General features: G+C 54.8%; 25 protein-coding genes and 1 tRNA gene. 13 read left to right on the top strand and 13 right to left on the bottom strand.

Features of this window, described 5'->3' with window-relative positions; all coding sequences use genetic code 11:
- Nucleotides 1-66 precede the first annotated feature (66 nt).
- The 4 genes from lon to tig all read right to left on the bottom strand — a co-directional run bounded on the left by lon (nt 67) and on the right by tig (nt 6,082).
- Nucleotides 67-2,508, bottom strand: coding sequence for an endopeptidase La (lon, locus tag ACZ5DH_RS08890; RefSeq protein WP_464253961.1), 2,442 nt, complete (start codon nt 2,506-2,508; stop codon nt 67-69).
- A 192-nt stretch (nt 2,509-2,700) separates the two neighbouring features.
- Nucleotides 2,701-3,999: an ATP-dependent Clp protease ATP-binding subunit ClpX gene (gene clpX / locus ACZ5DH_RS08895; protein ID WP_464253962.1), complete on the bottom strand. Its 1,299-nt coding sequence runs from the start codon at nt 3,997-3,999 to the stop codon at nt 2,701-2,703.
- Between the two features lies 1 nt (nt 4,000).
- Nucleotides 4,001-4,609, bottom strand: coding sequence for an ATP-dependent Clp endopeptidase proteolytic subunit ClpP (gene clpP, locus ACZ5DH_RS08900; RefSeq protein WP_179979709.1), 609 nt, complete (start codon nt 4,607-4,609; stop codon nt 4,001-4,003).
- A 102-nt stretch (nt 4,610-4,711) separates the two neighbouring features.
- A complete protein-coding gene (tig, locus tag ACZ5DH_RS08905; protein WP_464253963.1) occupies nt 4,712-6,082 on the bottom strand; it encodes a trigger factor in 1,371 nt (456 codons plus the stop codon).
- 972 nt (nt 6,083-7,054) lie between these two features.
- Here tig and ACZ5DH_RS08910 point away from each other — a divergent pair.
- The 11 genes from ACZ5DH_RS08910 to ACZ5DH_RS08960 all read left to right on the top strand — a co-directional run bounded on the left by ACZ5DH_RS08910 (nt 7,055) and on the right by ACZ5DH_RS08960 (nt 17,521).
- Nucleotides 7,055-8,779, top strand: a complete 1,725-nt coding sequence (locus tag ACZ5DH_RS08910; RefSeq protein ID WP_464253964.1) for an L-aspartate oxidase — start codon at nt 7,055-7,057, stop codon at nt 8,777-8,779.
- 11 nt (nt 8,780-8,790) lie between these two features.
- Entirely contained in the window at nt 8,791-9,132 is a 342-nt protein-coding gene (locus ACZ5DH_RS08915) for a succinate dehydrogenase/fumarate reductase transmembrane subunit (RefSeq protein ID WP_464253965.1), read from the top strand.
- Between the two features lie 146 nt (nt 9,133-9,278).
- Nucleotides 9,279-10,598, top strand: a complete 1,320-nt coding sequence (locus tag ACZ5DH_RS08920) for a 2Fe-2S iron-sulfur cluster-binding protein (RefSeq protein ID WP_464253966.1) — start codon at nt 9,279-9,281, stop codon at nt 10,596-10,598.
- A 1-nt stretch (nt 10,599) separates the two neighbouring features.
- Nucleotides 10,600-12,063, top strand: coding sequence for a cytochrome b N-terminal domain-containing protein (locus ACZ5DH_RS08925; RefSeq protein ID WP_464253967.1), 1,464 nt, complete (start codon nt 10,600-10,602; stop codon nt 12,061-12,063).
- Nucleotides 12,064-12,105: 42 nt separating this feature from the next.
- On the top strand, nt 12,106-12,987 hold the full coding sequence (locus ACZ5DH_RS08930) for a fumarate hydratase (protein WP_464253968.1): 882 nt from the start codon (nt 12,106-12,108) through the stop codon (nt 12,985-12,987).
- Nucleotides 12,988-12,998: 11 nt separating this feature from the next.
- Nucleotides 12,999-13,589: a FumA C-terminus/TtdB family hydratase beta subunit gene (locus tag ACZ5DH_RS08935; protein WP_464253969.1), complete on the top strand. Its 591-nt coding sequence runs from the start codon at nt 12,999-13,001 to the stop codon at nt 13,587-13,589.
- A gap of 170 nt (nt 13,590-13,759) precedes the next feature.
- Nucleotides 13,760-15,025, top strand: a complete 1,266-nt coding sequence (locus ACZ5DH_RS08940) for a cation:dicarboxylate symporter family transporter (protein ID WP_464253970.1) — start codon at nt 13,760-13,762, stop codon at nt 15,023-15,025.
- On the top strand, nt 15,015-15,224 hold the full coding sequence (locus tag ACZ5DH_RS08945) for a hypothetical protein (RefSeq protein WP_464253971.1): 210 nt from the start codon (nt 15,015-15,017) through the stop codon (nt 15,222-15,224). Before ACZ5DH_RS08940 ends, ACZ5DH_RS08945 begins: the two co-directional genes overlap by 11 nt.
- A gap of 55 nt (nt 15,225-15,279) precedes the next feature.
- Nucleotides 15,280-16,026, top strand: coding sequence for a sulfite exporter TauE/SafE family protein (locus tag ACZ5DH_RS08950; protein WP_464253972.1), 747 nt, complete (start codon nt 15,280-15,282; stop codon nt 16,024-16,026).
- Nucleotides 16,027-16,071: 45 nt separating this feature from the next.
- The gene (locus tag ACZ5DH_RS08955) at nt 16,072-16,356 is read left to right on the top strand and encodes a UxaA family hydrolase (protein WP_464253973.1); all 285 of its coding nucleotides are present in this window, start codon (nt 16,072-16,074) and stop codon (nt 16,354-16,356) included.
- 4 nt (nt 16,357-16,360) lie between these two features.
- Nucleotides 16,361-17,521 carry a UxaA family hydrolase gene (locus ACZ5DH_RS08960; protein WP_464253974.1) on the top strand — a complete coding sequence of 387 codons (1,161 nt, stop codon included), beginning with the start codon at nt 16,361-16,363 and terminating at the stop codon, nt 17,519-17,521.
- Nucleotides 17,522-17,782: 261 nt separating this feature from the next.
- Here ACZ5DH_RS08960 and ACZ5DH_RS08965 read toward each other — a convergent pair whose 3' ends face one another.
- Both ACZ5DH_RS08965 and ACZ5DH_RS08970 read right to left on the bottom strand, forming a co-directional pair.
- Nucleotides 17,783-19,360 (bottom strand): sigma-54 interaction domain-containing protein, encoded by a 1,578-nt coding sequence (locus ACZ5DH_RS08965; RefSeq protein ID WP_464253975.1) that lies wholly within the window; start codon nt 19,358-19,360, stop codon nt 17,783-17,785.
- 797 nt (nt 19,361-20,157) lie between these two features.
- Nucleotides 20,158-20,241 (bottom strand) — tRNA-Leu (locus tag ACZ5DH_RS08970).
- Between the two features lie 262 nt (nt 20,242-20,503).
- On the opposite strand from ACZ5DH_RS08970, the gene ACZ5DH_RS08975 reads away from it, so the two are divergent.
- Nucleotides 20,504-20,782 carry a hypothetical protein gene (locus tag ACZ5DH_RS08975; RefSeq protein WP_464253976.1) on the top strand — a complete coding sequence of 93 codons (279 nt, stop codon included), beginning with the start codon at nt 20,504-20,506 and terminating at the stop codon, nt 20,780-20,782.
- Nucleotides 20,783-20,877: 95 nt separating this feature from the next.
- Here ACZ5DH_RS08975 and selD read toward each other — a convergent pair whose 3' ends face one another.
- Complete coding sequence (gene selD, locus ACZ5DH_RS08980) at nt 20,878-21,936, bottom strand: selenide, water dikinase SelD (protein WP_464253977.1); 1,059 nt, start codon at nt 21,934-21,936, stop codon at nt 20,878-20,880.
- A gap of 285 nt (nt 21,937-22,221) precedes the next feature.
- Here selD and ACZ5DH_RS08985 point away from each other — a divergent pair, with 285 nt between their 5' ends.
- Complete coding sequence (locus tag ACZ5DH_RS08985) at nt 22,222-22,935, top strand: SDR family oxidoreductase (RefSeq protein WP_464253978.1); 714 nt, start codon at nt 22,222-22,224, stop codon at nt 22,933-22,935.
- Nucleotides 22,936-23,552: 617 nt separating this feature from the next.
- Here the strand turns inward: ACZ5DH_RS08985 and rplQ are convergent.
- From rplQ to rpmJ, 6 genes are all read right to left on the bottom strand, one after another.
- Nucleotides 23,553-24,032, bottom strand: a complete 480-nt coding sequence (gene rplQ, locus ACZ5DH_RS08990) for a 50S ribosomal protein L17 (protein ID WP_464253979.1) — start codon at nt 24,030-24,032, stop codon at nt 23,553-23,555.
- Nucleotides 24,022-25,065 (bottom strand): DNA-directed RNA polymerase subunit alpha, encoded by a 1,044-nt coding sequence (locus ACZ5DH_RS08995; RefSeq protein WP_464253980.1) that lies wholly within the window; start codon nt 25,063-25,065, stop codon nt 24,022-24,024. Before ACZ5DH_RS08995 ends, rplQ begins: the two co-directional genes overlap by 11 nt.
- A 12-nt stretch (nt 25,066-25,077) precedes the next feature.
- The gene (gene rpsD, locus ACZ5DH_RS09000) at nt 25,078-25,704 is read right to left on the bottom strand and encodes a 30S ribosomal protein S4 (protein WP_183717189.1); all 627 of its coding nucleotides are present in this window, start codon (nt 25,702-25,704) and stop codon (nt 25,078-25,080) included.
- A 45-nt stretch (nt 25,705-25,749) separates the two neighbouring features.
- Nucleotides 25,750-26,139 (bottom strand): 30S ribosomal protein S11, encoded by a 390-nt coding sequence (gene rpsK / locus ACZ5DH_RS09005; RefSeq protein ID WP_179979715.1) that lies wholly within the window; start codon nt 26,137-26,139, stop codon nt 25,750-25,752.
- A gap of 123 nt (nt 26,140-26,262) precedes the next feature.
- The gene (gene rpsM, locus ACZ5DH_RS09010) at nt 26,263-26,631 is read right to left on the bottom strand and encodes a 30S ribosomal protein S13 (RefSeq protein ID WP_291303336.1); all 369 of its coding nucleotides are present in this window, start codon (nt 26,629-26,631) and stop codon (nt 26,263-26,265) included.
- A gap of 14 nt (nt 26,632-26,645) precedes the next feature.
- Nucleotides 26,646-26,759 (bottom strand): 50S ribosomal protein L36, encoded by a 114-nt coding sequence (rpmJ, locus tag ACZ5DH_RS09015; protein ID WP_005027799.1) that lies wholly within the window; start codon nt 26,757-26,759, stop codon nt 26,646-26,648.
- Nucleotides 26,760-26,798: the final 39 nt, after the last annotated feature.

A 26,798-nucleotide genomic window follows, 5' to 3' on the forward strand; every position in this document is an offset into this window, starting at 1 on the left:
CGTGGGGGAGGCGACCCTTTTGCAAAAGGGTCCCTCCCCCACAAAGTATTTCAAAATGACATCACGCTACTGCGCGGGCTGCTTTTGGGTTTCGGTTTCGTGCTTTTCGGGGCGCAGGATGCGGCAAATGGGCTGGGCCGTCGCCCGACCGGAGAAAATTTCCTCCACGCTGGCGTCCAGAGCCTGAGGCAGCACCTCGTCCACATGATCCACAAAGACGATTTCAAGGTCCTTCAGCACCTCATCGGGCACTTCCTTGAGGTCTTTTTCGTTGTCGCGGGGCATGAGCACCTTTTTGATGCCGCTGCGGCGCGCGGCCAGCAGCTTTTCACGCAGGCCGCCAATGGGCAGCACGCGTCCACGCAACGATATTTCGCCTGTCATGGCCACATCGTTGCGCACGGGTATGCCCAGCAGGGCCGACGTGATGGACGTGGCCAGGGTGATGCCCGCCGAGGGGCCGTCCTTGGGCGTGGCGCCCGAGGGCACATGGACGTGGATATCCACCTTGCGGTGAAAGCGGTTGTCCAGTCCAAGCACTTCGGCCCGCGAACGCACATAGGAAAGCGCCGCCTTGGCCGACTCTGTCATGACCTCGCCCAGCTTGCCCGTGGTGACCACCTGACCTGACCCGGCCATGAGGGTGGTTTCCACCAGCAGTATTTCGCCGCCACGCTGGTTGTAAGCAAGCCCGGCGCACACGCCCACCTGCGGCTCGGCCTCGCGCTCGTCATGCCGGTATTTTTTGACGCCCAGGATGGAAGACAGACTATGGCGCGAAATGTTCACGCATTTGTCCAGGTTGTCTTCTTCCACAAGCTTGATGGCGGTTTTGCGGCACAAGGCGGCAATTTCTCGCTCAAGGTTGCGCACACCGGCCTCGCGGGTGTAGGAACGGATGATCTCAAGGATGGCGTTGTCCGACACGCGGATATTGCTTTCCTTGAGGCCGTGCTCCTCTATCTGGCGCGGCAGGAGAAAATGCCGGGCTATATGGCGTTTTTCCGTCTCAAGGTAGCTGTTGAGCTCGATAATCTCCATGCGGTCCAGCAAGGGCACGGGAATGCTGTGCAGCGAGTTGGCCGTGGTTATGAAGAAGATCTTGGACAGATCGTATTCCAGATCCAGATAGTGATCCATAAAAGTGTGGTTCTGCTCCGGGTCCAGAACCTCCAGCAGGGCCGAAGAGGGATCCCCACGGTAGTCGGAGGTCATCTTGTCAACTTCATCAAGGCAGAACAAGGGGTTATTGTATTTCACCCTTTTGAGGGACTGGATGATCTTGCCCGGCAGCGCCCCAACGTATGTGCGACGGTGGCCGCGGATTTCGGCTTCATCGCGCACGCCGCCCAGGGACAGGCGCACAAAGTCGCGTCCTGTGGCCCTGGCCACGGATTTGGCCAGCGACGTCTTGCCCACGCCGGGGGGGCCCACAAGGCAGAGAATGGGGCCCTTGAGCCCGTGCGAAAGCTTTTGCACGGCCAGATACTCAAGGATGCGCTCCTTGGGTTTTTCCAGTCCGTAGTGGTCGCCGTCAAGAATGGCGCGCGCCTTTTCGATATCAATATCTATCTGCTTGAGGTCATTCCAGGGCAGGTCGAGAATCCAGTCCACATAGTTGCGCACCACCGTGTATTCGGCGGCGGACGGCGGCATGCTGCGCAGCTTCTTGGCTTCTGCAAGGGCCTTCTGGCGGGCCTCTTCGGGCATGTCGCGGCCCTTGATCTTCTGCTCAAGCTCGTCCACTTCGGCCATGGGGTCGTCGTCGCGGCCCATTTCCTTGTTGATGGCCTTGATCTGCTCGTTCAGATAGTATTCGCGCTGGTTGCGCTCCATCTGTACCTTGACGCGGTTCTTGATGCGCTTTTCCACAGAGGCCAGCGCAACTTCGCCGTGCAGCATCTCATAGGCCAGCTCCAGGCGTTCGGTCACGTCGTCCAGTTCAAGGGCTTCCTGCTTTTTGCGGTAGTCCACCTTGAGATTGGGAATAATGGCGTCGGCCAGCGAGCCGGAATCGTGCAGGGCCATCATGGAAAGCACGGATTCCTGCGAAAGCTTTTTATTGTTCTTGGCAAACTCTTCCAGCGCCTCATGCACGGCGCGCACCAGAGCCTCGCGTTCATCGGGGCGGCTCTGCCACTCGTTGCGACGGCCCACGCTCACCATGGCGCACTGCTCGTCTTCGCGCAGATCGTTCCAGTTGGCGCGGTACATGCCCTCAAAAAGCACCTTGATGGTGCCGTCGGGCAGGCGCAGCATCTGAAGAACCTTGCTGACCACCCCAACGGGGGCAAGATCCGAGGCTTCGGGTTTTTCCAGTTCCGGCTCGCGCTGGGCGACCAGAAAAATCTGCTTGCTGAAGCTGGCCTGTGCGGCCTCTATGGCTTTGATGGAGGCTTCGCGCCCTACAAAAAGCGGCATGATGGAACGCGGAAACATGACCACCTCGCGCAAAGGCATGATGGGCAGGTCCACGTATTTTACAGTGCCGCGTTCGGATTCAGTCATAGTTTTCCCCTGAAAGGCCGTATTGGGGCGCAAATCGGCCCCGAACCTGGGAGATTAGAGCAGTTTTACCGGTAATGGTAAACTGCTCTGCGCGAATTAAAAAAAATTCGCGCAGAGGTGCAGAGATTTGGCTGCCGGGCGGCGTGCGACAGCACGCGCCCGTTAAACATAGGGGCCGGGATCAGGCGGACTTTATGCGGAGTTGCCGCTCGCCTGCGCCTGCCCGCTCTTTGCGGCCGGGCTTTCGCCCGCCTCGCCGAACAGGAGTACAGGTTCCTTGCCCTTGTCAATGACGGCCTGATTGATAAGGCATTCACGCACGTTGGGCATGGAGGGCAGCTTGAACATGATGTCGAGCATGGTGCGCTCCATCACGTTGCGCAGCCCGCGCGCGCCGGTTTTACGCTCAATGGCCTTGGCGGCAATGGCCTTGAGGGCGTTGGGCGTAAACCGCAGGGTCACGTTCTCGAACCCGAACAGCTTCTGGTACTGGCGCACCAGGGCGTTTTTGGGCTCAGTGAGGATGCGTACGAGATCAGCTTCATCCAGTTCATCCACATGCGTGATGATGGGTATGCGGCCCACAAATTCGGGAATAAGGCCGAACTTGACCAGATCCTGCGGATGAATCCTGTCCAGCAGTTCGCTCAGGGGCATGTCCTTGCTGGCGCGCACCTTGGCGCCAAAGCCCATGGCTCCGCCGCTCATGCGTGATTCCACAATCTTGTCCAGCCCCACAAAGGCCCCGCCCACGATGAACAGGATGTTGCTCGTGTTCATGCGGATGAATTCCTGCTGCGGGTGCTTGCGGCCTCCCTTGGGCGGAATGTTGGCCTCGGTGCCTTCAATGATCTTCAGCAGGGCCTGCTGCACGCCCTCGCCCGACACGTCGCGGGTAATGGACGGGCCGTCGCCCTTGCGGGAAATCTTGTCGATTTCGTCCACATAGATGATGCCTTTGCTGGCGGCTTCAAGATCGTAGTCCGCATTCTGGAGAAGCTGCACCAGAATGTTTTCCACATCTTCACCCACATACCCGGCTTCCGTCAGGGTTGTGGCGTCGGCAATGGCAAAGGGCACGCGCAGCACGCGGGCCAGGGTTTTGGCCAGCAGGGTTTTGCCGCTGCCCGAAGGCCCCACCAGCAGGATATTGCTTTTTTCCAGCTCCACGCCGTCATCGCCCAGGGCGTCGGCGTAGAACACGCGTTTGTAGTGGTTGTGCACGGCCACGGAAAGAATCTTTTTGGCCTCGTGCTGCCCGATAACGTACTGATCAAGTCTGTCCTTGATTTCCTGCGGCGACAGCAGACGCTCGTCGCCCTCGGCGCCTTCCACCTGATCGCGGGCGATGATGTCGTTGCAGGCTTTGACGCACTTGTCGCAAATGCTCGCGCCGTCCTGCACGATAAGGTTGCGCACCTCAAGCTCGCTGCGCCCGCAAAAGGAGCAGGTCAAAGGTTCGCTGACCGTGGGTTTGTCGTTCTTGGCCATATTATTCGCTCTTTTCCTGAGCCATCTCGTGGCGCGAAGTCAGCACGCGGTCAATGATGCCCAGATCTCTGGCTTCTTCAGGAGTCAAAAAGTTATCGCGTTCGGTCGCCTTGACGATATCCTTGAAGGGGCGGCCGGTATGTTCGGCAAGCATGCGGTTGAGGCGTTCCTTGAGGCGGAGCACCTCGCGGGCATGGATTTCAATATCCGTGGCCTGCCCCTGATAGCCCGCCGAAGGCTGATGGATCATGATCTGGCTGTTGGGCAGGGCAAAGCGCATGCCAGGCTTGCCCGCGGCCAGAAGGAAGGCGCCCATGCTGGCCGCCCGCCCCATGCACACCGTGGAAACAGGCGCTGAAATGAAGCGCATGGTGTCATAAATGGCGAGACCGGCAGTGACCGATCCGCCAGGAGAGTTGATGTAAAGATTGATTTCTTTTTCCGGGTCCTGCGATTCAAGGAAAAGCAGCTGCGCGCAGATGAGCGAGGCCACGGTGTCGTTGACCTCGGAGCCCAGCAGAACGATGCGGTCCTTGAGCAGGCGCGAGTAGATATCATAGGCGCGTTCGGAACGGCCGGTGGTTTCGATAACCATAGGAACTAGCGACATGTGAGCCTCACTACATGGCCTCGGGGGCCGGATATGGCAGCACGGGAGAGCCCGGGCAGCAAAAAAAGCAAAAGGCGGCCTCAGGGCCGCCTTCCCTTATTCTTATTTGTCTTCCTTGTCGCCGGGCTGAGCGCTGGCGGATGCGCCTGGCGCGGCGTCGCCCGCTGCCCCGGCTTCGGGGGCTTTGGGCTCCACTTCCTTGACATTGGCCTTGGCGTATACAAGGTCCATGGCCTTATCAGCCAGCATGCGGTCACGCAGCACGAAGATCATGCCCGAGCGTTCGTACTGCTCGCGCAGGGACTTGAAATCTTCACCCGTGCGCATGGCGAGCTGGTAAATCTGTGTGGTGACTTCGTGGTCGGTAACGTCCAGCCCTTCCTTCTTGGCGATGGAAAGCAGCAGAACCTGAGAGCGGGCCAGCTCATCGGCCTGGGGCCGGGCTTCGTTACGAAGCTCTTCCATGCTCTTGCCAAGGCTTTCCAGGCTACGGCCCTGACGTTCCAGCCTGGCGGCCATGTCGCCCAGCAGGGTGTTCATCTGGGTTTCCACAAGGCTGGGGGGCAATTCAAATTGCACCATCTTGAGCAGGGCGTCCAGCAGGTTTTTCTGCGCCACGCTCTTGCTCAGATTGGTGCGGCTCTGGATATAGCTGTTGGCAATGGTTTCTTTCAGCTTGTCCACGCTTTCAAGGCCAAGGGTCTTGGCAAGCTCGTCGTTCAGTTCGGGCAGCTTGCGTTCCTTGATGGCGTGCACCTTGACCTTCATGGTCACGGTCTTGCCGGCCAGATCCTTGGCAAGAAAGTCATCGGGGAAACGGATTTCGCCCTCGCCTTCTTCGCCGTACTTCACGGTCTTGACCAGGGCTTCAAAGTCTTCCAGGGCCTGACGTTCACCAAGGGCGAGGTCAAAACTTTCGGCCTTGACGCCTTCAATGGGCTCGCCGTTATCAAAGGCGGCAAAGTCAACGGTTGCTATCTGGCCGTCCACCGCGGGGCCCGCGCCGTCTACAGGCACAAGCTCGGCGCGGTCGCGCAGGATGCGGTCAAGCACGTCCTGCACTTCTTTTTCGTCCAGCACCACTTTTTCCTGCTCCACATCCATACCTTCGTAGGGGGGCAGATCAAAGGTGGGCAGAACTTCAAATTCGATGGTGTACGAAAAGCCCTTGCCGCGCTCGAAGGTGTCGGGCGTGTCCACATCAAGGCCGGCAAGCGGCGTGATGTCGAGCTTCTGCATCACATCGTTGATGTGCACATTGATAAGGTCCTGACGGGCCTCTTCATAAATCTTGTCGCGGAAGCGCTGTTCAATAACAGAGGCCGGGACCTTGCCCTTGCGGAAACCGTCGACCTGCACGGAGGTTTTGTACAGGGCGACCGCCCCCATAATGGCGGCTTCGACTTCCTGGGGTTCCGTGGTGATGACGACCTTTTTTCTTACCGGCGAAATGTCTTCAGCGCTATATTCCACGAGGGGCTCCTTTTATGGGTGGACGTGATATGGTGCGAGAGGGGGACTTGAACCCCCATACCAATGGTGCTGAACCAGCGATTCAGCTTTTTTCTATTTTCTTGAATCAATGCAGATTCGTACAATTGGCACAGCCAGGATTTCAAGGAAAGCATCTGAAAAGCCAATCACGGACTTCCTGCTTCCACATCTAGTTACGCTTTGCGGTGTTGTCGAGCCCGCTCAGAATTTTCACTTGCATTCCCGTTCAGTTATAAAATTTCCCGGGAACCTGTATCTGTGCCTCGTAATCGCCCTTTGCCCCCGTCTTTGAGGGGTAATCAGGGACATTCTCACAAGAATTTTCCTGGTATTATATCAAGTCACTCGCCACAGACAGCACGTTCAATGCGCACGGCGTGCACATGCCCCGGCAAGATATGCTTTTTTCCCTAGTCAAGCAAGGGCACGTCATCCTCACAAACTCTGCGTTCACGCCGTTGCCAGCCATCTGCACAGGTCAGGCACGGGCGAACATCATTAAGAAGTAAAGGCGTTTGCCCTGGCACATTTGGACGGATACCGCCCACTCGGATTCGGGCAACCCGCTCCCACTTAAAGTCGTGCTTCTATCAACGGAAGGAAGAGCTTGTCAATATCAGTTTTATCGACCAGAGCCAAGCTGCGGCCCACCTGCCTCCCACTTTCCTCCTGACACCAGTCCCCTGCTTCCTGCCAACGGCTTTAAAGTCTGCACGGCGTCCTTGCAGCTGCCTGTCTGTTGGTTCCCTATCAGGCCGAATTTTGGGCCTGAGCCCAAAATTCGGCCCAAACATATGGCCCGACCCCAACTATATGAAAATTATATTTAATAAAATAAGCATATTAATCGCTAAAAGACATGTGGCACAGCTCTTGCTTTATAGCGAAACAATCTCTTCATTCGATGTCAACTGGAAACGTATAAACCCTGCAGCGAGATAGAGGTGAGTGGTGCAGAAATATACAACAGACCTTCTCATCATTGGTATGGGCGCAGCAGCGCAACTTGGAGCATTGTATGCCTCCGAAGAAAACCCAGACATTGATATCCTCATCGCGACCAAAGCCCTCAGAGGTAAAGGCGGATGCAGTCGCATGGTGCAAGGCGGATTCAATGTTGTTCTCAATTCCGCAGACTCCCACGAAAAACATCTGATGGATTCCCTCAAGGGTGGTCAGTACATCAATGACCAGGAGCTGACCAAGACCCTGGTAGAGCAGGCCACCCCTACGGTCAAGGAGCTGGAAACCAAGTTTGGCTGTTTCTTTGACCGCTCATCCGACGGGACAATCCATCAAAAAGCTTTTGCCGGGCAGTCCTTCGATCGCACAGTCCATAAGGGAGATCTCACTGGCATTGAGATCGTAAGTCGTATCACCGAGCAAGTCATCAAGCGTAAAATCCCAGTGCTCGAGGAATGCCGGGCAGTGGATCTGTTGTTGGACGAAGCCGGCACAACCGTGACCGGGGCCTTGTTCTTCAACGTTCCACGGGGCGAATTTGTAGTGGTGGAAGCCGCGGCTACACTGGTCGCCACAGGCGGAGGCCCCACCCAATACCGCTTTCATGCGCCGGGCCCGGAAAAAAGCGCCGACGGCATTGCCATGCTCTACCGGGCAGGCGTGGAAATGAAAGATATGGAGATGCTCCAGTTCCACCCGACGGGCCTCATTGTGCCTGGCAGCGTGGTGGCAGGAGCATTGCTTGAAGAAGGCTTACGCGGTGCTGGCGCTCATCTTTTCAACGGAGAAGGTGAACGCTACATGCAGCGCTATGCCCCTGACGTGGCAGAAAGAGCCACCCGCGATGTCGTCAGCCGTTCCTCCTACCTTGAAATGATCAATGGCCGCCCCTGTGCCGAGGGCGGCGTACACATCTGCGCCAAGCACCTGGGGGCAGACTTTGTACTGAAAAACTTCCCCGGCATGGCCGAACGTTGCCAACAGTTCGGCTATGACCTCGCCAATGGCGTGGTGCCCGTTTCGCCCACAGCCCATTTCTTTATGGGCGGCGCTGTCATTGACAAGAACGGCAAGGCCTCTCTGGAAAAACTCTTCGTAGCTGGCGAAGACGCTGGCGGCGTACACGGCGCCAACCGCCTGGGCGGCAATGGTATTGGCGAGTCCTGTGTGTACGGACGCCAGGTAGGCAAAGCTCTGGCCAAGTATCTGGCCCAAAAAGAGCACCGCGCCGTCGTCAAGACACGAGTGGGCATGCCGGAAGAAATCATGGACAACCTCACCGCCCCCCTGCGGCGGCAGAACGGTGAAGACCCTTTTGCACTGCGCAGTGAAATTCAGGAAATCAACTGGAACAAGGTGGGTGTGGCCCGCCAGGGCGACCATCTTGAAGAGGCACTGGCCGAATTCAGCGAAATCCGTCAGCGCATGGACCGCATGTGCGTCAAGGGCGGCGTCTCATACAACATGCAGTTCACAACCTCTTTGGACATACGCAGCATGATGGACACCTCCCTGATTGTTGCCACCTCGGCACTCGAACGAAAAGAAACCCGAGGAGCGCACTTCAGGCAAGACTTCCCCAAACAGAACGACGAATACGGACTGTTCAACATCCATCTGAAACGCGGAGAAGACGGTTTTCCCACGCTGGCGCAAAAGCCCGTTAACTTTACATACAAGACCCTCCAGGAATGTCAGACCTACCGGAAGTAAAAGGAGAACACATGCGAACCAATGTGCAACTCACCTATCGTCCTGCCCTGAAAAGCGGCGACCATGACCCTTATAGATATGCCAACGCCCGCCTTGGCATGTGGGCCTGGATAGCTCAACGCGTTTCAGCACTGGCCATTGTGATTTTTATTACCCTGCACGTACTGCTGACCTACAAACCCCTGATCCAGTTCGCCCTATTGCTCTGCGTCGTTTTTCACGCCGCGCTCGGCTTGCGGGTTATCTTTCTGGATTTCAACGTGGTCAGCGTCAAGTACCAAAAAGCCTTGGTCTGGGGCCTGACGGGACTGGGATTTGTAGTCCTGTGCATCACCTGGTTCTCCATTTATTGAGCACCTTGGCTTCTCATTGTTCAAAATTCACAACAGACAAATGCAATAGCGGGCGCGTAAGCAGGCAATACAATACTTTTTAACGTCATTACCGTGCAATATGCACAATGATTGCACCTGCAAGCGCGACTACTATGGAGAGCATCATGTCCAAACAACAGAACGGTAGAACCGTCAAAATTTTCCGCTACGACCCCGAGGTTGGTGGAGAAGGACATTTTGATGAATATGTCCTTGATATCAAAAACGAAAACACAACGACTATTCTGGATGTACTGCTGCGAATCCAGAAAGAACAAGACCCCACTCTGGCTTTCCGCTACGCGTGTCGCGTGAACATGTGCGGCTCGTGCGGCATGGTTATCAACGGCCGCGAAGGTCTGGCCTGTAAAACCAATGTTTCACACATCCCCAAGGGATGGGTCATCACCATCCGGCCTCTCAACCACTTCCCCATCATCAAGGATCTGGTTGTGGATCTTGGGCCATTTTTCAATAGCTTTGAGAGACTGCTGCCCTATTATGAACCGAAAATGGAGTACAAGGAGCCAGCCGTCATCCTGCCCGATTCACGAGAACGTGTGGACATCGGCATGGATACAGACTGCATCTGGTGCGGTTGCTGCGTTTCAAGCTGCGATATGGTGCATCTCAAAAGAGACTATGCCGGTCCAGCGCCACTCACTCGCGCCTTTACTCTTTTGAAAGACAGCCGCGACGGCCTGTTTCAGGAGCGCCTGGAACGCGCGGTGGAATCCTGCTACCACTGCCGCACAGAATTCAATTGCACCGAAGTTTGCCCCAAACAGATCAGCGGCACACGGGCCATCAAGTACATCCAGCGCATGGCCGCCCAGCATCTTTCCGGTAAAGTGCCCTCGCATAAACGTCTGCCCGATCCAGCGGAACCCGCGCACATTGATTGCGATGCACACAACGATCAGTCAGAAGCCCAACCCCAGTCCTGCTCCTGTTTCAAAGACCACGACGACCCCCTGCCTGCTGGGATGAGTAGAAGGAACTTCCTGAACTTCGCCATAATGGGGGCTGTTGGCGTTGGTACGGCCACTGTTCTGGGCGGCCTTGCCCTGCAGACCTTTGCCGCTCCCAGCATGATCGAAACCGAAAAACGCTGGGTTCCCCTCATAAAGCTTGGCGACTTGCAGAAGAATACCATACAGACGCAGATGCTGAGCTATATCCGCAAAAATGGTCCCTATACGACCAACACAACTGTTCCCGTTCTGATTTCCACTCTTGGACCTGAAATTATCTGCTTCAACTCCTCATGCACACACCTGGGTTGCATAGTGAAATGGGATCCAGTGGGAGACCGCTTCCGTTGTGCCTGCCACGGCGGGACATTCGACAAGAATGGCGCTGTACTTGACGGCCCTCCTCCAAGACCTCTGGACCGCTTCAACACTAAGGTGGATGGCGAATACTTGATGGTGGAGGTAGTCTGATATGGCAAAGGGATTTTTCAAACACCGCCTTGGCTGGGAGAAGTACCTCAAGCCCTTCCTGTACAAGGAACTTCCGCCCAAAACCGGCTGGTCCGCGACCCTCGGGACCCTGTGCGCTCTGCTTTTTGTGGTCCTGGCAGTTTCCGGCATTTTTCTGGCCGTATACTACAACCCTTCGCCCGACAAGGCACATCAATCCATCCAATATATAATGAATGACATTCCCGGCGGCGCCATACTGCGGGGCATCCATCACTGGACGGCAGGCGCTATGGTGACGGTGGTATTCATTCATATGATGGTCAATTTCTTCTCGGGCACCTATCGGGCACCGAGGGAATTTACCTGGATAGCCGGTGCCGCACTCTTTGTCATCACCTTGGTGCTGGGCTTCACCGGCTATCTGCTGCCATGGGACATGAAGGCTTACTGGGCCACAACCGTAAGCGCCCATATGCCGCAGGATTTGCCCATAATAGGCAACTTCGTATCCAAGGTTCTGTTGGGCGGCGACACGGTTTCCGGCCTTACACTTACCCGTTTCTACGCAATTCACACGCTGATGCTGCCCGCCCTGCTGATCGTTCTGAGCGTGTTCCACATCTATATGGTACGCCTGCACGGCATTACTGAGGATAACACGCAGAAATCCAATGAAGAAGCTGAAGGGCTGCCCTCTTCGCCCAGTGATTCTCCTCAGCCTTCGCCTTCAGCAGACGCGCCTGCGCGGCACGCCTTGTACCGCTTCTTTCCGGAACATATGAGCCGCAGTTCCCTGGTTTTCGGCATAGTCTTCGTCGGCATCCTGCTTTTGGCGATGTTCGGCACTATCCCGCACGAAGAGGTGGCTGGCACCCTGGTTGAAAACTATCTCCCCCGGCCTGAGTGGTACTATATGTGGCTGTTCCAGCTGCTTACCTATTTCCCCGGCACATGGGAGGTCATCGGCAGCCTGGGTATTCCCATTGTGGGCTGTGCCGTACTTTTTGCCGTACCCTTTTTCTCCAAGAATCCATTGCATGGGCCTTCAAACCGCCCTATCGCCCTGGCGGCCGGCACAGCTGGCGTGATCTGCATCGTCTACCTGACCTGGGCAGCATATGAGGGCATCAAGCCCTATGGAGAATTTACCCCTGTTCCCACTCGGCAACTGACCGTGAACGAGCAGCGCGGCCTTGTAATCTACAATGAAAAAGAATGCTCCTATTGCCATCAGATCGCTGGGCGCGGCGGCATACGCACCGGCCCGGACATGGCCAATATGGTCCGCAAGAATCGTAGCGTGCCCTACCTTGCCAACTACATAAAAAATCCCCTGAGCGTTGTGAAAAGCTCCACCATGCCCAAATACGACATGTCTCAACAGGATCTGGAGGCCCTGGGTTCCTTCCTGCGCGCCCTGGATTTTAGCAACAACGCAATGAAAACCCTAACCCGTGCGGAAATTCTTAAGAAGTCCGAATAATCGCGACGGCGCATTCACCTAAAAACAAAAGGCAGGATGTGTATGAAAAACTTCGACTACTCCATTGTGGAAGAGACGGCCAAACAACTCTATATCAGGGCCCTGTGTAACCTGCCGCCAGACGTGCGTGCAGCTCTTAGCAAAGCTTATGCCCGTGAAACAAAGCCCACAGCCAGGGCAGTGTTTGAAACCATTTTCCGGACCATCGAGACGGCGGACAAGAACAATACCCTCATTTGCCAGGATACGGGCCTGCCTATCTACAAGGTGAAGATAGGTTCGCGCTTTGCCTGGAACGGGAACGAGATCAAGAACAGCCTGTACGAGGGGGCCAAGCGGGCCACGCTGGAATTTCCCTTCCGGGGCAGCTCCACGCACACACTCACGCGCATCAATCCGCAAAACTCTGTGGGCGAAGGGCTTCCGGTTATTTACTACGACTTCACTGGCGATACAGACACCCTGGACATTCTCATGGCTCCAAAAGGGTCGGGTTCTGAAAACATGAGCAAGATGCACATGTTTTACCCAGCTCACGGCATCAAGGCCCTGAAAAAATTTGTACTCGACGCCGTGATGGAATCCGGCGCCAACCCCTGCCCGCCCGGCATCATCGGCGTGGGCATGGGAGGCACGGCGGATCTGGTCTGCAAACTGGCCAAGGATGCCATACTGCGCCCTGTGGGCCAGCGTCACCCTGACCCCAAGATAGCGGAACTGGAACAAGAACTGGAAGAAGCCATAAATGCCACTGGGCGTGGTCCTATGGGTTTGGGCGGCGATATTTCCACTCTGGCCGTACACATTGAAACAGCCTACACGCACATCACCCAAAATCCCGTTGCCGTGAACACCCAGTGCTGGCCGGCCCGCCGAGCCCGGGCCATCATAACCCCTTACGGTTCCGTCAGCTACGGATACTAACGGAGGCAATCATGGCAACATATCATCTGAACTCCCCCTTTTCCGAAGAAGATATCCGCATGCTGCGCATTGGCGACATCGTAACCTTCGACGGACGGCTTTTCGGCATTCGCGACCTCACGCAGATTTACATGTTTGATCAGGGGCATGAACCGCCCGTGAGTCTTGCAGGCATGCCTTGCATACACACCGCGCCCAGTTTGCAACGGGTAAAAGACAAATGGGAAAAAGTTTGTGTGGGTACCACAACAAGTACACGCATGGACAGATTTACTCCTGGCCTCATCGGTCAATACGGGGTGCGCGCCATTATTGGCAAAGGAGGGCTGTATCAGGGCAGCCTGGATGCAATGCAAAAATATGGCGCTGTATATTTGGCCATTGTGGGGGGATCTGCCGCTCTCGAGACACAACAGATCGAAGAGGTTGAAGATGTGTATTGGGACTTTCTTCACCCTGAAGCTCTGTACCAGTTCAGAGTAAAAAACTTTGGCCCATTGACTGTAGCAATGGATAGCCATGGCGGCAATTTATACGCTGATGTTTTGGCAGAAGCAGAAAGCCGTTTACCGAGTATTTATGAAAAACTCGGCATTGTTTAACCGCACAAAACCATGCGAAACGGAGCGCATCAATTTTTAAAGATATTTCAATGGTAAAATAAAATGAAAAAACAGACAAACTTTCTCATTAACAGTTCTTAAAGAGGAAAGATGCTGACATAAACAGCATTAATAAAAAACAACATCTAAATGATGACAGGGAATGTGCTATGGGAAAAACTTTTCTCCAAAAAATATATATTCCACTCCCCTACAGGGTTCTTGGATTTCTGGTCATAGGGCTTTCTTTGGGTTTTGCATTTCCAAAGAATGAAATCATCCATGCGCTCTATGTCAGTGGCACCTACTTCCCAAAAACAATTGTAACGTTCGCCGCACTGCTTATTTTCAACCTCCTCGCCGGAGCAATGGCCAAACTCATTATGTTCCACAAGGACAAAGCTGGCCGCATGTTTGGCTTGATCCTTGTTTTATACATAAGCATGGGCGCCATTTCGCTGTGTTACGCTTCAGCCTGGCTTATGGGCCTGACTAATATCACATGGAGCCTGCCTGGCGTGGAAGTGCCCAGTGCTGGGGCCTGGGCAGCCCAGATTGGCAATACATTTGCCAGCGTGCTCACCGAACAGCCCCTGCTGCAGGCTCTGCTCGGCGCCATGCTCGTGGGTTGGACTTCTGCAAAATACAAGGTCCTTCATCCCATCGCCTATGGCTTCATCGCCCTTGGCGACTGGATTCTGTGGTTCTTCAAAAAGCTTCTTTGGTACTACCCTATCATGATAGGCTGCCTGTCCATTGGCATCCCGATGAAATTCGGCAGCAAGGGCATGCTTTTGTACGGTGAATCCGTATTGTGGGTCATGATTATTACCTGCTCATGGGTTTTGCTGATGATTACTGTCACACGACTTTTTACCAAGCGAACCTGGAAGCAAATCCTTTCCTACTACGGCACCGTATACCCCACTGGTTTCGGCACGGGCGGCTCCTACGACACATTGGCCATCAACATTCTCTCCGCTGAAAATGATCTGGGACTTGACGAAGACATTGCCGAGGTTTCCATCGTCTTTGGCACGGTGCTGAATAAAAACTGCAGCACTATGTCGGTACTCGTCTGTACCATCGCCACCTGTACCCTCCTGGATATCCCACTTTCGTTTATGGAAATACTGGTGCTTATACCACCAGTCATGATCCTTGGCCTTGAATCGCCGGGCATTCCCGGAGGGGCCGGTTATTTCATGTCGCCGGTTATTGCCGCCTTGCTGGGCGCACCGGATCAAGGCCTGTTCATCACGACATTTGTGACCCTGTTCAGTGGTCTCATCCCCATGTTCAGCACAGCGGGCAATACAACGGATGACGGAGTTGTGGGCGCCTTCTTACAGGACAGGTTCTACAGCTACATCCACGGAAAATTGCCACCAGCTTCACTGCTGGCAAAAGAAAAGGAGGCCTCCGATGCTGCGTAAAATTACCGGAGCAGTTTTGTTGGGCATCGCATCCTGGATGATGGTTTCGCCGCAAGCGCTGACGGGACTGAAGGGTCTGCAGTGGATGCACAAATACTCTTTTCCGGGCGAGGTGTTTCTGGCCATTCCGGTCATATGCGCGGCCCTGTTTCTTCTGACGCTGAAACCCCGCTCAGGCGCCGACAAGGTTGGTCATTAATACCCTGGTGCCCACTCCTTAACCCTGTGTGCAAACTTGAAAAAACGAGCAACCTATGTCCCCCTTCGAATGGATCATAATCCTCACCGCAATGTTCGGCTCAGCCATCATCAAGAATAGCGTTGGCATTGGGGCGGGCATCTTCATGCTGCCGATTATGTCCATCGTACTGCCCGCCAAGCTCGCACTGGGGCTTGGAGCTCCGGCTATGCTGATTTCGGACATGGTTGGTTGTCGCAGCTATTTCAAGGAATGGAGTTCGCGAGAAATCGCAGTGCTTTTACCAGCTGCCATCATTGGAATTGGCATTGGCGCTTTTCTTGTTGATATAATCCCGGCCGCTCCTTTCCGCAAAACTGTGGGCGCAATGGCAGTAATCTTCGCACTGACCAGTTTGGGCAGCGCATTTTTCACTCGCGCAGACAAGCAACCATCAGCGTGGCTGCGCAGCAAATTCTCTGGTATCAGCATAGGTTTTTTAGGGGGCCTGGCCACCACCCTGGCCCATGCGGGCGGCATAGTATGGTCTGTGTACCTGATGCAACAACGCCTGCCCAAAAGACAATTCGTGGGGACCATTGTCTTCATGTTCCTTATAACCAATACATTGAAGACTATTTCATATCTCTTCATCGACATTTTGTCCTTGGACAGTCTGCCTGTTCTGCTGGTCGGGCTACCCCTTATCGTCATAGGCGGCTTTGTGGGTGACCGTCTTAATACACGCATGCCGCTCAAGGCCTTCCGCTGTCTGGTGTTATTGATCATCGCGGTAATGGGGCTGCATCTGATGATCAAATAAATACATTACGGCGGGCTACCGCCCTAACCCTCTAAGGAGAATCCCATGTCTATTGAATTTGTGATTCATGAAGAAGCTGACGGTGTCGGCGTTGTAGTGGTCGAAGGTTTAAAAGCAGAGCAGGAATGCTCCGGCTGGATCATGCAAGAGAATAAAACTGTAACCTTTAAAATACTGAACGACATTCCCATTGGCCACAAGGTGGCTCTTAAAGATTTTGCCGTTGGTGATACCGTATTCAAATACAATACTGACATCGGCAAAGTTGTGGCACCTATCAAGCGTGGCGAACACCTGCACGTTCACAATGTCAAAACCAAAAGGTGGTAGGGCAATGCAAACCAAATTCTTCGGCTATCGCCGTGACAATGGCCGTGTGGGCATCCGCAACCACGTAATCATTCTGCCTCTGGATGATCTTTCCAATGCCGCGTGCGAAGCTGTGGCCAACAACATCAAAGGCACTATGGCCTTGCCCCACGCCTACGGCCGCCTGCAGTTCGGTGAAGATCTGGATCTGCACTTCCGTACACTGATTGGCATTGGCTGCAATCCCAACATTGCCGCGGTTGTGGTTATAGGCATCGAACCTGTTTGGACCAACCGCGTGGTGGAAGGCATTGCCAAAACTGGCAAACCTGTTGTCGGCTTCGGCATTGAGCAGCATGGTGATCTGGAGACCATTCGTGCGGCCTCACTCAAAGCGAAGGAGTTCGTGCATTACGCCAGTGAACTGCAGCGTACTGAATGCACGGTTGACGAACTGTGGGTTTCCTGCAAATGCGGCGAGTCAGACACCACCTCCGGCATTGCTTCCAACCCCACTGTGGGCAATGCCTTTGACAAACTGTGGGAAGCCGGGGCCACAACACTGTTCGGCGAAACCACTGAAATCACTGGCGGCGAGCACCTGGTTTCTGCCCGCTGCGCCAATGAAAGCGTGCGCAAAAAGTTTATGGACTTCTTTGACCGTTACGCAAAGGTGGTGGATGACCACAAAACCGACGACCTCTGTGACTCCCAGCCCACCAAGGGAAACATTGAGGGCGGCCTGACCACCATTGAGGAAAAAGCCCTCGGCAACGTCCAGAAAATTGGCCGTAAAGCCCCGATTGTCGGCTGCCTCGACAAAGCCGAGACCCCCACTGGTCCCGGCCTGTGGTTCATGGATTCCTCTTCCGCCGCTGCCGAAATGGTTACCTTGTGTGCCGCTTCAGGCTTTGTGGCCCACTTCTTCCCTACCGGCCAGGGCAATATCATCGGCAACCCCGTTCTGCCCGTGATCAAACTTTCGGCCAACCCGCGCACTGTGCGCACCATGAACGAGCATATCGACGTGGACGTTTCCGGCATCCTGCGCCGCGAAATCAATTTGGACCAGGCTGGCGACATGCTGCTTGAAATGCTCATTCGTACCTGCAATGGTCGCAATACCTCGGCTGAAACGCTGGGGCACCGTGAATTCATCATGACCCGACTTTATGAAAGCGCATAGTTAGAAAACACTTAAAATGTTGTGCCGGGAACGAAAACGCTCCCGGCACAACAGAAAAGCAGACCATCGGCCAATATACAGCACCCCTCCCCTCATGCCCCGGTCTGACAGGCGGAGTATCGGCTTTTCTCGGATTGCCCAGAGATGTCATGCCGCCAACGTGCCGCAACTATCTTTTTCCGGCCGGGACATCTGGCGCCACTTCGGGCACCCGGCTCTTGCTTCAAAATGTGTACGCCAGCGCATAAGGACATTTTCGCATCAAGCGAAATCCTCAGGGTCCAGGGAGTACTTTTTCAGTTTATATTGAAGAGTAGACTTGGCCAACCCCAGTATTTTACAGGCTCCGTGACTTCCGCCGACAACACCTCTGGCCATTGTAAGCGCCTTGGCGATTTGCTCGCGCTCTACCAGCTCCAGGTCAACCCGCTGTGATACGGATTCCACGGAGTGACTGGTTCCCAGCAGGGCGGCCATGTCTTTACGACTTATTACCGGAGTGCTGTAGATAATAAGCAGTCTATTGAGAATATTCCTTAATTCTCGCAAATTACCTGGCCAGGAGTGGGCCCGCATAACATCCAGAGCCTCGGGGGAAAGCACGGGGGGCGGTTTTCGCCGTTCCTGTGCCAGTTTGCTAAGTATATTGACTGCGAGATCTTCAAGACCATCCAAGCGCTCCCGTAAGGGAGGCAGGTGTAAATGAACGGTGTTCAGGCGATAATAAAGGTCAGATCGAAAACTTTTTTCACGAATGGCCTTTTGAATATCCACATTTGTAGCTGCAATGACGCGAAAGTTCACTTCAATGGAACGGCTGTCTCCCACGCGCTCAAACCGATGGTCCTGCAAAACATGCAGTAATTTTGCCTGCATGGAATTTGAAAGTTCACCTATTTCATCCAGATAGATCGTACCGCCGGCCGCCATGGCAAAACGGCCTTCTCTGGAACTGTTGGCACCGGTAAACGCCCCCTTAACATGCCCGAACAATTCACTCTCAAACAAACCTGCGGATAAGGCCGGGCAGTTCACCTTCACAAACATAGCGTCGCGGCGCGCGCTCAAACTATGTATATACTTAGCTAAATGATCCTTACCTGTGCCTGTCTCTCCTGTAATAAGCAACGGGTCGTCAATATCAATAAGAAGCGGCACCTGCTTCATGATCTCTTTCATGGCAGCGCAGTTATGAGAAAAAACAGAATCGGTATGAAAATAGGTTTCAAGCAGGTAGTCGCTGCGTTGCTTCAAAATACTATTCATCTTCACAAGTTTGTTATGCGAAAGCATATTATCAACGGCCAAAGCAATCTGATGGGAAATTTCTTCTAAAAATTCATAAAGCTGCCCATCATTATCAGGATATTTCTTGAATGAAGCGTTTAGAGAGCCCACAACTCTGCCTCTGGCAATAAGCGGAAAAGCCATCGATGAAACAAGGCCTGCCTTGACCATGTGCTTGACTGTGGGAATATGCGTGTACTCACGCATGTCACGAATTAACAGAGGCTTGCGCGTGGTAATCACCTGCTTGGCGAGGGGAGCCATATCCAACGAACGTGAACACAAATCCATCTGCGCAACCAGAACCCCCTCGGCCATGGCAAACCATGCAAGGCTTTCCTCTTCCTGGTCATACACGCTGATACTAAAGCGATCACACGCAATAATGCGCCTGAACTCTTTTGAAAGAGCCCGAAACAGGCCTTCTTGTGTAGTTTCTCCTATGATAGCATTATTGAGAGCAAGAAGCGTTTGATAGCGACCGGCAAGCAACTTGTCGGAACGAGGCGGCCTTTCGAGCGAAGAGGAGGAAGTAACATGGTCGTTTGACATGTATTTCCATCTTAGTATGAGCTGAAAAGACATCAATATGTAAAGTGATTGTTTATTTACTATCTTTATTTAAAAATTTTGTCCACAGTAAAACATAACAACAGTTGTACACCTATAATAATTATAGGATATATAATATATCATTTTAACTGATCAGCATGCACATTATATAATACTAAAATATAGATATATTGGACCCAACCAATAAACCATACCAATTAACAAACGAGAAAATCAGTAAAAATACTTACTCTCGCGCAAACGATTTTGCCATGAAAAAGGGGACAGTTACCAGGGGCAGGTTGTCTTTGCTCTACGCCGGCAAGAATTGGGCATACGGAAGAGAAGGTCAGTCATAAAATGAGCGTGTGCAGCAAACCTTCTGTCGTTGGAAGAAACGATATGGTGAGACGGGTCCCGGACCAGTTACGCCGACGTGTAGCCATCCTCTTAAACAACCCAGCCAATAGTAGCGATTACTGGCAAACTGCCATTACTGAAGATGGCCGCGCCGTGGCCGATATCTGCCGCAAATACGATATGCCCATTTTGCACCATCGGATTTAACCAATGCCGCTAAAGCTCTTAACGGTTAAGTAACCGCGCAACCATTTTTCAGCAACCCAAGCCACTCGCTATCCTAATTATTTCACTGAAATACAGCCCATTCCCTTAAATCACAGGAATAAGGGGGCATGGGCTAAATCACGATTCTGCAACCCACATAACAAAAACCCCTCATGAAAAACTCATGAGGGGCTTTATGTTTCGCTTGTATATCAAGCTCTTGCGGTCTCTGGTGCGAGAGGGGGGACTTGAACCCCCATACCTATGGTGCTGGATTCTAAGTCCAGTGCGTCTACCAATTCCGCCACTCTCGCAAAGCGTGTTTCCATAGCACACTTGCGCCCGGCCCGCAAGCCGTGAACCTGCTCCGCCGGAAGTACGAGGCGCCTGGCGGCGCGTGTGGAATCGGTGCCAAAAGCGTAACTTTTCCAGGCCAATGTCTCCCGAAACAATGGCGACAGGCAAAGCAAAAAAAGCGGCAGACCACGCTCCTGAAGCGCGCGTCACGGCCGCGCTCACTTTTTTCAAAGCCAGCGGTGGCCGGACCAAACCGGGGCATGGGTCGGAACTGCCCGCATGAGCCGTGGCGGCAGCCGCAAAGCTACATGGCTCTCGACCCAACAGCTTTCGCAGGGTGTGCTGCCTGAAATACGCCGTTCCTGCTCCGCCCGCGCTTCAAACCAGAAGAAGTATTGCGCCCGACTAGAGCAGATTAACTTTGAAATGCTTCACATTTCAAAGTTTTCATTCAGCCGAAAAATGCGATTTGCGGCTGAATCCACGCCACGTTGTGGCGCGCTGCACTTTCGTGCAGCGTTAGAGCATTTACACTTTTTCAAAGTTAAAATGCTCTAAAATACAATAAAGGTTTTAGGGGGTGGGGGCGTGGGGGAGGGACCCTTTTGCAAAAGGGTCCCTCCCCCACAAAGCTTTTCAGCGCGACAGCATATCTAGCGCAGCACCAGGGCCTTGCCGTCGGGTCGGGCCTCGACGACCTCGCCCACCAGGCAGGCCAGATCCCCGCCTGCCAGCAGCAGCTGCCGAGCCTGCTCAACCTGATGGGGCGGCACGGCCAGCAGCAGTCCGCCAGAGGTCTGGGCGTCAAAAGCCAGGCTTTCCACGGCTTCGTCCACGCCCTCTTCAACCAGCGTCGCGCAGGAGCAGTGCTTGCGATTCAAATGGCTGCCCGCCGGTATAAGTCCATCGCGCGCATACTCCAGCGCGCGCGGCAAAAGCGGCAATGCCTCAGCGTCAAGCACCACGCAGACGCCCGATGCCTGCGCCATTTCAAGCGCATGCCCTCCAAGCCCGAAGCCCGTAATATCCGTTGCGGCCATCACCTTGAGCGCCCGGATCACCTCGCCACCCACGCTGTTCAGACGGGAACACCAGCGGGCGACCTCAGCTTCGCTCTCTTCTGCGCCATCCCAGCGCGCCTTGACCGCCGTTGCCAGCACCCCTGTTCCCAGGGGCTTTGTCAGAAGCAGCTTGTGGCCGGGCGCAAGCCCGTCATTGCGGGCCATGTGCGTCGGATCAATGATGCCGGTGACGGCGAGTCCGTACTTGAGTTCGTCGTCCTGCACCGTGTGCCCGCCGGCAAGCACCGCCCCTGCCTCATTCATGGCATCAAGCCCCCCGCGCAGGATGCCGGCAAGAATGCCCTGAGGATCATCCTCAGCCAGAGCCTGGGGGAAAAACGCCACGTTCATGGCGCTCCAGGGCTCGCCACCCATGGCGTACACGTCAGAAAGGGCATTGGCTGCGGCAATGCGGCCGAAGCTGAAAGCGTCATTAACGATGGGCGCAAGAATATCCACGGTCTGCACCAGCGCGCGACCTGGCGGCACGGTCAGAACCACGGCATCTTCATTGCGGGCACGGCCAGCCAGCACGCGGGCTTCAAGGTCGGGCCTGGAGCCGGAGGGCAGGCCGCGCAACAATCGCTCCAGGGCCCCTGGAGCAAGTTTGGCTGCTCAGCCTGCTGCGCGGGCTTTTTCCAGAAGCTTCATGCGCGTCTCCTCATGATACGTTATATCAACAGCAAAATTGTATATAGTATGCGCTTTTACTGGCCAAAGGTCAAAACACGGACGACAAAAGTCAAAGGCAGTCCCGTGCTGCCCGCTCCAAGCGCATTTGACAATTTTCGCGGTACAGCCGACCGTGTAACCTTGAGAGTCGGCGCTTTGCGCCATTTAACGGCGCTATTTTGCCAACAAGCGCGACGGCCGGCTGGAAAGCCGGACGACGATGTTCTGAACCGATACAGCACTATCCTGACAAGGAGAACAGTCATGAACATAAAAAATCAGACTATACTGGTGACAGGCGCCAACGGAGGCATTGGCAAGGCGCTCGTCAATGCCTTTCTCGCCGCTGGAGCGGCAAAAATATACGCCTGCGCACGCGATATCACGTCTCTTGATGTGTTGCCCGTTGATGGCCGGATCAGCCTCCTCAAGCTTGATATCTGCAATACCGCCAGCATCGAAAAAGCCGCTGTGGCTGCGCGGGATCTTACCCTGCTTGTGAACAATGCCGGAACCGGAGGCGCCGGCCTGCTGGGCAGTCAGCAAATCGCCAGAAGAGAAATGGAGGTCAATTACTTCGGCACGCATGCCATGTGCACCACCTTTGCCCCCATCCTCGGCAAAAACGGCGGCGGGTGCATCGTGAACATCATTTCTGTCATTGGCCTTGTGAACATGCCGTCCATAGGAACGTACTGCGCTTCCAAGGCCGCCCTGCATTCGCTGACACAGGGCATGCGCGGCGCGCTGTCCGGCCAGAAGACCGCTGTTGTCGGCGTGTATCCCGGCCCAGTCGACACGCGCATGACCGATGGGCTGGCCATGGCCAAGGCCAGTCCGGAATCTGTGGCCGAAGAAATCCTCACGGGTCTAACCGCTGGTCTTGAGGAAATTTATCCCGACAGTTTCGCCCAAAAAATCCATGAAGGATTGCTCGCAACCCCAAGGGAAGTCGAGCGGGAAATGGCAAGATACTGAAGCGCTGCTCAATCTCCACGGACGTGCTCCCTGCTCCCGTTGAAGCGGTGCGCCCTCCAAGTATGGACCGCGGTGCCGCTGCGCGGCCTCGCCAATACCCGCCTGATCCGCTTTCATCCTTGGCGCGTCCGTCCTGCACCCCGAGACGATTCCCCCACTGCTTAGAGCATTTTGACTTTGAAAAAGTGTAAATGCTCTAACGCTGCACGAAAGTGCAGCGCGCCACAACATGGCGGGGATTCAGCCGAAAAATGTGGTTTTTCGGCTGAATGAAAACTTTGAAATGTGAAGCATTTCAAAGTTAATCTGCTCTAGTCGGGGAAGGGTAAATACTTTGCGGGGGAGGAACCCTTTTGCAAAAGGGTCCCTCCCCCACGCCCCCCACTCTCTAAAACCCGTTGTATTTTAGCAAAATACAACGGGTTTTCTGCCCTGAAGCGGGGATTCCCGGCGCTGCGCCTTCCAGGTGTCATACCATACCAAAGAGCAGTTGCATTATAATACGGTGAAATTCTGCTGGCCAAGCCCGTGAAATTGCTTTGGCACAAGCCGCAAAATGAAAAAGGGCGCTCAGCGCCCCTTTTCAATATATCCTGCGTCGTCGAAAAAAGCTTTGCCTAGTTGGCGACGGCTTCTTCCTTGGCAGACGCGACTTCTTCAGCCTTGGGCTTGCGTGTGCGCTTGGGCTTGGCCGGCGCTTCTTCGGCAGCCTTGGGGGCTTCAGTTGCAACAGCTTCAGTGCTGTGGGTCAGTTCGATAAACGCCATGGGGGCGTTGTCGCCCTTGCGGGGCATGGCCAGCTTGAGGATACGGGTGTATCCGCCGGGCACGCCAGCGAAGACAGGTCCGATTTCTTCAAACAGACGCTTGACCAGGGCATGATCATTGAGCACACGGTAGGCCTGACGGCGGGCGTGCAGGTCATTGCGCTTGGCAAGGGTAATCAGGGGCTCCACAACGCGGCGAAGTTCCTTGGCCTTGATTTCCGTGGTGCAGATTTTGCCGTGGATCAGCAGCGCCTTGGCGAGATTGTGCAACAACGCCTTACGGTGCGCAGGAGTACGCGAAAGTTTCCTGCCGGAATTGCTATGCCTCATTTTGCTGCTTCCTTTTCCATTCCTGATATTTCTTTTCGAAAGAGTCGACCTTGATGCCGAAGTCAAATCCCATGCTCAACAGCACACTCTTGATTTCGTCCAGCGATTTGCGGCCGAAATTCTTGGTCTTGAGCATTTCAGCTTCAGTGCGCTGCACCAGTTCGCCCACAAGCGCAATGTTCGCGCTGCGCAGGCAGTTGGTGGCACGCACGGAAAGCTCAAGATCGTCGATGCTTTTGAACAGGAGCTCGTTCACTTCACCGCTTTCGCTTCCACCATTGCGCATGTCGCCGGATACACGCTCATCAAAGTTGATGAAGACGGATATCTGATCCTTGATGATCTTGGCGCTGTAGGCAATGGCGTCTTCGGGCGTCAGCGAGCCGTCAGTCCACACTTCCAGCAGGAGACGGTCATAGTTGGTCATCTGGCCCACTCGGGCCTGTTCCACCGTGTACGCCACCTTGCGCACGGGAGAAAAGCTGGAATCCAGCTTGATGAGGCCGATCTCATCGGCCAGACCCTCATGCATGTCGGCGGGCACATAGCCCTTGCCCATGCGGGCCTCCAGTTCCATCTCCAGCACCACGTCCTCGGTGAGGGTCGCGATGTGCAAATCAGGGTTGAGTACTTCTACGTGCTGGTTGGGCACGATATCGGCAGCCGTGACCGGTCCCTTGCGTTCAACGCGAAGGGTCAGGCGCTGGGGCTCTTCCGTGTCCATGCGCAAACGCACCTGCTTGATGTTGAGGATGACATCGGTGATGTCTTCCAGCACACCGTGAATGCTGGTGAATTCGTGCTGCACGCCGATGATTTTCACCGCCACAAAGGCAGAGCCCTGAAGCGAGGCCAGAAGAACGCGACGCATGGCATTGCCAATGGTGGTTCCGTAGCCCCTTTCCAGAGGTTCACAGACAAACTTGCCGTGTGTGCCGCTGGCGGTCTCTTCTTCGCGCATAATCTGATCGGGCTTGACAAGCTCGGACCAGTTGCGCGCATTGATAAGGCGTTCGCCCTGTTTAATAAGCATGCGAACCCCCGGTTATTTCGAGTAAAGTTCGACGATAAGCTGCTCGTTGACGGGGAACTGGATGTCGTCACGCTGCGGCATGGCCTTGACAGTGCCCTTGAAGGCAGCGCCATCGGCTTCAAGCCAGGCGGGGCAGCCACGGCGGGCAATAACTTCCTGCGCTTCCGCAAGCACGGGAATTTTGCGGTTCTTTTCGGGCACTTCAATGCTGTCGCCCACACGAACCTGCAAGGAGGGGATGTCCACCTTGCGGCCGTTGAGGGTGAATACGCCGTGGCGCACAAGCTGGCGGGCCTGGTTGCGCGAGTTGGCGAACCCGAGACGGAAAACCACGTTATCCAGACGACGTTCAAGTATCACGAGCAGGTTGGTGCCTGTAACACCCTTCTGCATATCGGCTTTCACAAAGTATCCGTGGAACTGACGTTCCAGGATACCGTAAATGCGGCGCGTCTTCTGCTTTTCACGCAGCTGCACTGCGTATTCGCTCACCTTCTTGCGGGCACGGCCGTGCTGGCCGGGAGCGTAGGGGCGGCGGTCGTAGGCGCATTTGTCAGTGAAGCAGCGGTCGCCCTTCAAAAAGAGCTTGCAGCCCTCGCGGCGACACATGCGGCACTTGGCTTCAGTATATTTGGCCATGTATTAATCCTCTTACGTTACTGGCTCTGCCGGGGCAGGGCCGGTCTAGACGCGGCGGCGCTTGGGCGGCCGGCAGCCATTGTGCGGAATGGGCGTGACATCACGAATAAAGGCGACCTTCATGCCGGCGGCCGAAATGGCGCGCATGGCAGCTTCACGGCCGGAGCCGGGGCCTTTCACATAGATGCCGACAGTACGCATGCCGTTGTCCTGCGCCTTGCGGGCAGCCGTTTCGGCAGCCACCTGGGCCGCGAAAGGCGTGGACTTGCGTGAGCCCTTGAAGCCGCTTTGGCCCGAAGAAGCCCAGGAAACGGCGTTGCCGCGCGTATCCGTAAAAGTAATAATGGTATTATTAAACGAAGCCTGGATGTGGGCTATGCCCACCGGCACGTTTTTCTTTTCCTTTTTCTTGACCGCTTTTTTGGGTCTGGCCATATCTATCCCTCTGGATGGAGCTTGTCAGATTTATGCTCCGCGCGCGGCGGAAATCCGTTCGTCCTCACGGCAGCACGAATGCTGCGTCCGCTTTACAAACTGCGACAAGCGCAGCCCGCACGCCTACTTTTTCTTGCCCACCGCACCACGACGGGGACCCTTGCGGGTACGCGCGTTGGTGTGTGTGCGCTGGCCGTGCACGGGCAGCCCGCGACGGTGACGAAGGCCGCGATAGCAGCCAATGTCCATAAGACGTTTAATATTACCGGACACTTCACGGCGAAGATCGCCTTCCACCTTGTAGTGCTGTTCGAGTTCCTTACGGATCTCGTTCACTTCGTCAGCGGAGAGATCGTCGATATTACGCTCCCAGTTGACTCCGGTGGTGTCCAGAATTTTCATGGCCGTGGTACGGCCAATGCCATAGATATAGGTGAGCGCAACGTCCACCCTTTTGCCGCGGGGCAAATCAACACCTGCTATTCTCGCCACAATATGTCTCCTGCCTAGCCCTGACGCTGCTTGTGCCGGGGGTTTTCGCAGATAACTCGAAGCACTCCCTTGCGCCGGATAACCTTACACTTGGGGCATATTTTCTTGACGGAAGGTCTTACTTTCATTCCATTTCTCCAATAAGAGCCTTTGCTTTGACAGATAAA

The organism is Desulfovibrio simplex, from assembly GCF_055387835.1.